At 42.6% G+C, this 8,654-nt stretch carries 5 protein-coding genes; all 5 read left to right on the top strand.

Annotated elements, in window-relative coordinates; translation table 11 throughout:
* On the top strand, positions 1 to 1,672 hold a 1,672-nt coding region (locus tag VNZ46_RS04710; RefSeq protein ID WP_325558979.1), incomplete at its 5' end, for a RagB/SusD family nutrient uptake outer membrane protein.
* A gap of 92 nt (positions 1,673 to 1,764) precedes the next feature.
* Positions 1,765 to 3,981 (top strand): beta-glucosidase BglX, encoded by a 2,217-nt coding sequence (gene bglX / locus VNZ46_RS04705; RefSeq protein WP_325558978.1) that lies wholly within the window; start codon positions 1,765 to 1,767, stop codon positions 3,979 to 3,981.
* 8 nt (positions 3,982 to 3,989) lie between these two features.
* The gene (locus VNZ46_RS04700) at positions 3,990 to 6,659 is read left to right on the top strand and encodes a glycoside hydrolase family 2 TIM barrel-domain containing protein (protein ID WP_325558977.1); all 2,670 of its coding nucleotides are present in this window, start codon (positions 3,990 to 3,992) and stop codon (positions 6,657 to 6,659) included.
* Positions 6,660 to 6,683: 24 nt separating this feature from the next.
* Entirely contained in the window at positions 6,684 to 7,856 is a 1,173-nt protein-coding gene (locus VNZ46_RS04695; RefSeq protein ID WP_325558976.1) for an alginate lyase family protein, read from the top strand.
* 18 nt (positions 7,857 to 7,874) lie between these two features.
* Positions 7,875 to 8,654: glycoside hydrolase family 88 protein (locus VNZ46_RS04690; RefSeq protein ID WP_325558975.1), on the top strand; the 780-nt coding region annotated here is incomplete at its 3' end.

Raw genomic sequence — 8,654 nt, 5'->3', positions numbered from 1 at the left:
CATGTTAACAGAATCGATTTTTTCAGATGTTGCTGTTGAAGGTACAACTGATAAAAGCACACCTGCCCAGGACCTGGTTACCCGGATTACTCCAGATGCAAACTTGAACAGTGATGACTTTAATAAAGTAGGCTGGTACTGGGACAACTCATTTATAGCTATTCGGCAGGCGAACAGTGTGATTAGCAATATCGACAAACCAACTTACAGTTCGGACGCTGAGAAGAATGCAATTCTCGGCTCAGCTTATTTCTTTCGCGCTTATTATTATTACCGTTTGGTTCATCAGTTTGGCGATGTGCCCCTGCAATTAAAAGATCTGGATGCACCACGAACAGATTTCTATTCCACTAAACGAGAGGTTATCCTGGCTAAGATGAAATCAGATCTGGAATTTGCACAGACCTGGGTAACTGATAATGTAAATAAGGGTGAGGTCACAAAAGGTGCTGTAAGTCATCTGCTGACCAAAGTAGATCTTGCCTTGGGAAAATTTGATGAGGCTATAGCTGCGGCAACCAGCGTGATCAATGGAAGTAAGTATGGTTTGATGACCGCACGTTTTGGAAGCACAGCTTCGGATGCAACTAAAAATGTGGTTTGGGATTTACACCGAATGGATAATAAAGCTATATCCTCCAACCGCGAAGCTTTATTTCTGGTGATTGACAGAGAAGCGTTTCAAGGATTTACCCCTAATGGATCACAGCTGATGCGCAATACTGTACCAGCCTGGCATTTTGCGAATTTGAAAACACCTTACGGAGGGACCGCTATAACAGATGCGGTAACTGCAGAGATTCCATTGACCAGAATGTACGGACGTGGTATTGGAAGATACAGGGGGACACCGTACAGCACCCAATACATCTGGACAGACCATACAGATTACAGGCATGCTAAAGGAATGTGGATGGATATGACAGATTTGGTATATAACAATCCTGCATTAAAAACTTCTAAAATAGAAGCAGAAAGGAATTTATATGGGAAACCGCTGGTTCAGTATGATGCAGGTAATATCAAACAAATGTTTACCAATGGATCTTTAGATACGATCAGACATTGGTTTGGGTGGCCTCATTATAAAGTATTTATTAACTCTACAAATACCCTGGCTAACGACCCTTACTGGACGCCTCCTCGTGGCACAAATACAGACTGGTATGTATTCAGGCTTGCAGAGACCTATTTGTTAAGGGCAGAAGCTTACTACTGGAAAGGAAACCTGGAACTTGCGATGAGTGATATTAATGTGGTTAGGGCGCGTGCCAATGCACAATTGTTTACCGATGCCAGCAAGATTAATATTGGTACCATATTGGATGAAAGGGCCAGGGAATTGTATTGGGAAGAACCAAGAAAAACAGAATTAACCCGTATTGCCTATATTTTTGCCTTAACGGGAAAATCAGCCTATAATGGTAAGAGTTACACCTTGGCGGCCTTTTCAGATAATAACTTCTTTTACGACCGGATCATGGAAAAGAATGATTTTTATAAAAATCAGGTTCCAACCTTACAGGGCGTAAAATATCGCATTGCACCATATCATGTGCTGTGGCCAATTCCAGCCAGTGCTCAAAGATTTAACACGGGTGGTCATATCAATCAAAATAAAGGTTACAGCGGATATGAATCCAATGTGCCCGCTCTCGATAAAATAGAATAACGCTACAAAAACGTCCGGGTGATGAACAGCCTGGACGTTTTATTTTGGTCGTTGTCCAATAAGGTTTAACAACCAAGAAAATACACTTACAAATGAAAAGATATAATTGGTTACTAGGTCTTTTATGCCTGCAGGTATTTACTGCTCAGGCACAAAAGCAGGCCATCAGCGACAGAGTGGATTCTCTCTTAAAGCTGATGACTTTAAAAGAAAAGATCGGACAACTCAATCAATACTCCGGACGTGAAGTCACAGGTCCGGCGAGCGATAGAAAAGCCTATTTACTTAACGATATTCAAAATGGTATGGTAGGTTCCATGCTGAATGTAAAAGGGGTAAAGGATACCCGGGAAATACAAGGTGTAGCCTTAAAGTCCCGATTGAAAATTCCGCTGCTTTTTAGTCTGGATGTAGTTCACGGCTATAAAACTGTTTTTCCGGTCCCATTATCCGAGGCGGCATCCTGGGACATGGAAGCCATCAGACAATCTGCTCATATTGCCGCTAAAGAAGCCGCTGCTGCAGGTATACACTGGACCTTTGCACCTATGGTCGATATTACCAGAGACCCTCGCTGGGGTAGAGTAATGGAGGGTGCAGGGGAAGATCCCTTCCTGGGATCTGCAATTGCCAGAGCCAGGGTAAAAGGATTTCAGGGAGATCAATTGGGGGCTACAGATGCTGTCATGGCCTGTGTAAAACACTTTGCCGCCTATGGAGCAGCAATTGCCGGAAGAGATTATAATCCTGTGGATATGAGTGAACAGCAGCTTAGAGAAATTTACCTGCCGCCTTTTAAAGCAGCAGCAGACGCTGGAGCCGCCACATTTATGAATGCTTTTAATACGCTAAATGGCATTCCTGCCACCGCAAGTACATTTTTACAACGCAATATTTTAAAGAAAGAATGGAATTATAAAGGCTTTGTCGTGAGCGATTGGGGTTCAATCAGAGAAATGATACCCTGGGGTTTTGCTGCAAATTTAAGTGAAGCCGCTGCTTATGCCATAACAGCCGGAAGTGATATGGATATGGAAAGTGAAGCCTATAAAAATGAATTAGAAAAATTGATTCAGACCGGAAAGATATCTGTAGATCTTCTAAATGATGCAGTGAAAAGAATTCTGTATAAGAAATTTGAATTGGGGCTTTTCGAAAATCCTTACAAATTTTCAGATTTTAAAAGGGAAGACATCGTGATGAATGATAAAACCCATGCAGCAATAGCCCGTTCAATAGCAGATAAATCCATAGTATTATTAAAAAACGAACATCAACTATTGCCTTTGTATGCGGAGGCGAAAAAAATAGCCCTTATTGGACCACTTGTTAGAGCTAAAGCCGACCTGGCAAGTACCTGGACGGTATACGCAGATACTTCACAAATGACCAGCGTAGAGGAGGGGCTAAAACAGCGTTTTGGTGCGACAAAATTTAGTTACGCTGAAGGCTGCAAAATCAATACTTCAGATACTTCTAAATTTAATGAGGCCATTCAGACTGCGCAAAATGCAGATCTGGTCGTGATGGTACTGGGTGAAGCAGGAAATATGACCGGAGAAGCAAAATCCAGAGCGAATATTGAATTGCCAGGTGTTCAGGAAGCTTTGTTCCAAAAGATCAAAAAAACGGGTAAAAAAGTCATTGTGGTGGTTATGGGTGGAAGACCTTTGATTTTTAATACGATTGCCGACCAGGCAGATGCTATTGTTTATACTTTCTGGTTGGGCGGAGAAGCCGGCCATGCCATTGCAGATGTACTTTCCGGTGATTACAATCCATCAGGCAAACTGCCTATGACCTTTCCCAGGTCTGTTGGCCAAATTCCTTTATTCTACAATTATGCCAATACCGGAAGACCAGTCGCGAAAGCAGGAGACATCCATTATCGTTCCGCCTATATAGATTCACCAAACACTCCACGTTATGCTTTTGGTTTTGGTATGAGTTATACAGATTTCAGTTATACCGATTTAAGAAAAGATAAGGAAATCCTGAAAGATGGCGAAAATTTAAATGTTAGCTTTACCTTAACCAATACGGGTAAAAGAAAAGGAGAAGAAGTCGTACAGTTGTATCTTCAGGATAAAGTAGCTTCTGTAGTAAGACCCGTTAAAGAACTCAAAGGCTTTGATAAGGTTGAGCTGGGGCCAGGCGAAAGTAAAACAATTAAATTTGTTGTTACACCAGAGATGCTGGCTTTTTACAAAAGTGAAAGGGGCTGGATTACAGAACCAGGTTCTTTTAAATTGATGGTTGGAGGTGCTTCCGATCAGATTAGGCTCGAGAGTGATTTTAATTTAGAATAAAGGTAAATATGAGTTATTTTAAGCAGTTCCTGTTTTTTTTGTGTTTTTTGTTTGCCGGAGCAGCATTTTCCCAGGAAAAGAATCCTGTTACCGGCAGAACCCAGATTGGTTTTAACGAGCAATGGTCCTTCAGTAAAGACGAGAAAACCTGGGAGAATATTACGCTTCCGCATACCTGGAATGCAAAGGATGTTATGGATGATGAGCCTGGTTACTATAGAGGATTCGGCTGGTATAAAAAGGAACTCAGCACAAAGCCCTATAGGAAAGAAAAAGAAATTTTTCTTTGTTTTGAAGGCGCAAATCAGGAAACCGAAGTCTATGTAAATGGCACCCTTGCAGCGAAACACGCAGGTGGTTATACAGGTTTTAATGTTCCATTGCATCAATTGTTGAAGTTTGACGGTGATTTTAAAAATGAAATTGTAATAAAGGTCACCAATCGTTTTAATGAAGATATTGCTCCGTTAACAGCAGATTTTACATTTTTTGGGGGTATTTACCGCAAGGTTGATCTGCTGATAACCGAACCCGTACATTTTTCTCTGGCAGATCATGGTGCTGCAGGAATCTATATCAATACACCTCTTGTATCCGCTGAAAAGGGAACAGTTCAGGTGAAAAGCCTTTTGGAAAATGCTTCCTTAAAAAGTAAAAGCATAGAGCTGATCACCACGGTATACGACCAGCAGGGAAAGGCAATTTCTTCAAAGAGTTCCAAGGTTGATCTGCATTCCGGAGAAAAAAAGACAATGGTGCAAGACCTTCCCGAGGTAAAACAGCCTAATTTATGGTCTCCTGAACATCCTTATCTCTACAGGGTTGCGAGTCAGATTCTCGATGCAAAAGATCATACCGTGCTTGATCTGGTTTCCAATTCACTCGGTTTCCGGTGGTTTAAATTTGATGCAGAAAAAGGCTTTTTTCTCAATGGAAAGCCGCTCAAATTAGTGGGTGCAAGTCGCCACCAGGATTATGAAGGATTAGGCAATGCCGTTCCCGAATCCCTTCAAATCCGGGATGTAGAATTGATCAAACAAATGGGGGGCAACTTTCTAAGGGTCGCACACTATCCGCAAGACCCGGTGATCCTGCAGACCTGTGACCGTTTAGGTATACTGGCGTCGGTGGAAATTCCTGTTGTAAATGCCATTACGGAGAGCCCCGCCTTCACAGAAAATTGTAAAAATATGCTGCTGGAGATGATCCGTCAGAATTTCAATCATCCAAGTGTTGTGGTTTGGGCTTATATGAATGAAGTATTACTGAGACCGAAATTCTCAGGGGATAAAGACCGTCAGCATCTGTATTTTGAGCACATCAGAGAACTGGCCCAGTCAATGGAGGATCTGACCAGAAAAGAAGATCCTTCCCGTTATACCATGATGGCCTTTCACGGAGATTTTGACCGGTACACTAAAGTAGGCTTAACTCAGATCCCTATGATTGTTGGCTGGAACCTTTACCAGGGCTGGTACGGTGGTGACCTTAAAGGCTTTGGGCAATTCCTGGACAGACACAGGAAAGAGCTTCCGGAAAAACCAGTGATGGTTACAGAATTTGGCGCCGATGCAGATCCGAGGATCCGTTCTTTTGTTCCTGTGCGGTTTGATAAAAGTGTAGAATATGCGTTGAAATTTAGCCAGATCTATCTCAACGACATCTTAAGCCGCTCTTTTGTAAGTGGCGCCATGGTCTGGAATCTGGCTGACTTTAATTCTGAAACCAGAGAGGAAACCATGCCTCATATCAACAATAAAGGCTTACTCACTTCAAGCCGTAAACCAAAAGATACTTACTATTTGTATCAGGCTTATTTGCTGAAACAACCCTTTCTTAAAATCGCATCCGGAAACTGGACCGAAAGAACTGGAGTTGCTGATTCTACGAATGCTATGGTTTCTACACAGCAGATTCAGATAGCGACCAATTTTCCATCAGCAGAACTCTTTTTGAACGGTAGAAGCCTCGGTGTTCAGTTTAGTAAAGACCACCTCTGCACCTGGTCAGTGCCCTTTCAGTCTGGATGGAACCAGATTCGGGCGGTGAATGCGGAGCAACCTGGAATTGAAGATGTCGCAGAGATCAGATTTAACTTGTTACCTTATCCTATAACCGGAAGTGCTGATTTTACTTCCCTGCACGTGCTGCTTGGAGCAGAACGTTATTTCATAGATGAGCAAGAGCATACCCTCTGGATACCCGATCAGGCCTATCGAAAAGGCTCATGGGGCTATATTGGAGGCTTGCCATTTAAAGGAACAAATAATCGTATGACTTATGGATCCGATAAAAATATTCTGGGTACAGATCATGACCCTATTTACCAGACACAGCAGGTAGGCCTTAGTGCTTATAAAATGGATGTACCAGACGGAAGCTATGAGCTGACCCTTTTCTTTTCCGAGCTGATGGGAGGGCCGGATAAGGAAGCGCTGGCTTATAATCTCGACAATAACCATCAAAAGGAAATTCAGGAACAGCGCATTTTTAATATTAAAGTGAACGGAAAGCCTTTTTTGAATAATTTAAACCTGGGCGAGGATTACGGCTACGCAACCGCTGTTCAGAAAAGTCTGAAGATCAATGTGGTCAATGGCACAGGAATTTTTCTGGACTTTATTCCTCAAAAGGGGAAGCCGGTTCTCAATGCACTTTCCTTAAGGAGGATCAATTAAATAATTTAAGATAACCTAAAGAAGATGTTAAAGAAAATGATCGCCAAGACTTTTGTCCTGTTTATCTGTACCGGATTTAGTTCCGTTGCTTCTGGACAGTCCATCGAACAACAAGCAGAACAAATACTGCGGAAACAAGTATTAAAGGAAGCTGAAGCCGCTATGGCACTGAAACCAGTTACGGTCACTGCTGTTTCATCGCCGAGAAGTGCAGGAGGGAAGCACGACTTTTTTTCGGAAGCCGATTACTTCTGGCCAAATCCCAAGGATCCGGACGGCCCCTATACAGAGCGGGACGGAGTCACTAATCCAGATAATTTCACGGAACATCGCAAAGCAATGATTCGTTTTAGTAAACTGATCGGAGCACTTGCCTCCGCTTACAAAATGACCGGCGATGATCAATATGTACAGCAGGCCATAAGGCATCTTAAAGCCTGGTTTATAGATCCTGAAACCCTTATGAATCCCAATCTAATGTATGCCCAGGCAGTAAAAGGCAGACAGACAGGCCGCAATTATGGAATTATTGATACGATTCATCTGATGGAGATAGCCCAGGGCATACTGGTGATGGAAAAATCGTCCTTATTTGGAAAAAAAGAAGCAACAAAAATCAAAGAATGGTTTGCCCGGTACATCCTGTGGCTGAACACCAGTAAACCGGGTCTCCAGGAAAAAAACATTAAAAATAACCACTCTACCTGTTGGGCTATGCAAGTAGCCTCCTTTGCCAAACTTTGCGGAGACAAATCAATGATGGATTCTTTGCGCCTAAGATACAAAACTGTCTTGCTCCCAAATCAAATGGCCACGGATGGAAGCTTCCCTCTGGAACTTGCCCGTACGAAACCTTATGGCTATTCTATTTTCAATTTAGATGCTATGGTGATGCTTTGTCAAATCCTTTCTACACCAGAAGATAACCTTTGGGATTTTCAGACCAACGATGGTAAAAGTATAGAGAAAGGGATACAATATCTGTACCCATTTATTGCTGACAAAGATAAATGGGCTCGATCTCCAGATGTTATGTATTGGGAAAACTGGCCAGTGGCACAACCTTTCTTGTTATTTGGTGCAAATAAGTTCAGCCAAAGCAACTGGTTCCATACCTGGGCGCAACTGGACCATGATCCGGGAGTAGAAGAGGTCATCAGGAATTTGCCCGTCCGCCACCCTTTAATTTGGTTTTAACATTAACAATACACAATTATGAATAAAAAATGGATAGGCACACTGGCTTTAAGCCTTGCATTTGGCTCCCTTAACGCACAAAAAGTAAATATAGGTCAAGCCTTTAAACACGCAGAAGCGCAAACACAGGTTCTGTTAAAAGAGATACAGAAAGATACGCTTGCTGCCAAAAAGAACCAGGTTTCTCCAAGAACGGTAGAGCATGGTCAACTGGTGATGGTGGTTTCCAGAGACTGGACAAGTGGTTTCTTCCCGGGAGAACTTTGGTTTTTTTACCAGTACAGTAAAGATCCTAAATGGATGGAACTGGCGCGGACATATACCGAAAAAGTAAGAAAGGAACAGTTCAATACAGGAACTCATGATCTGGGCTTTATGATGTACTGCAGTTTTGGCAACGGCTATCGCCTCACCGGCGATACGGCTTACCGTTCCGTACTCATTCAATCTGCAAAATCCCTGACGAAGAGATTCAATCCGGTAGCAGGGGTAATCAAGTCCTGGGACCACAATACGGATAAATGGAAATATCCGGTCATCATTGACAACATGATGAACCTGGAACTGCTTTTCGAGACCACCAGGTTAACAGGAGACTCTTCTTTTTATAAAATAGCTGTAAGGCATGCCAATACCACCATGAAAAATCATTTCAGACCAGATTACAGTTCCTGGCATGTGGTAGACTATGATATTGAAACAGGAAATGTTCGCCAAAAAGTGACCGCTCAAGGCTATAGTGATGCGTCTGCCTGGGCCAGGGGACAAGCATGGGCCTTATATGGCTATACAATGTGC

The sequence above is a fragment of the Pedobacter sp. genome, assembly GCF_035566355.1.
In the GTDB taxonomy this organism is placed as follows: domain Bacteria; phylum Bacteroidota; class Bacteroidia; order Sphingobacteriales; family Sphingobacteriaceae; genus Pedobacter.
The sequence above is the reverse complement of the archived record's forward strand: the minus strand, read 5'-3'. Positions and strand labels throughout refer to the sequence as shown.

Excerpts from the sequence above, each read along its gene's own strand:
- bglX (WP_325558978.1), top strand. The coding sequence starts at position 1,765 with ATGAAAAGATATAATTGGTTACTAGGTCTTTTATGCCTGCAGGTATTT.
- VNZ46_RS04700 (WP_325558977.1), top strand. The coding sequence starts at position 3,990 with ATGAGTTATTTTAAGCAGTTCCTGTTTTTTTTGTGTTTTTTGTTTGCC.
- VNZ46_RS04695 (WP_325558976.1), top strand. The coding sequence starts at position 6,684 with ATGTTAAAGAAAATGATCGCCAAGACTTTTGTCCTGTTTATCTGTACC.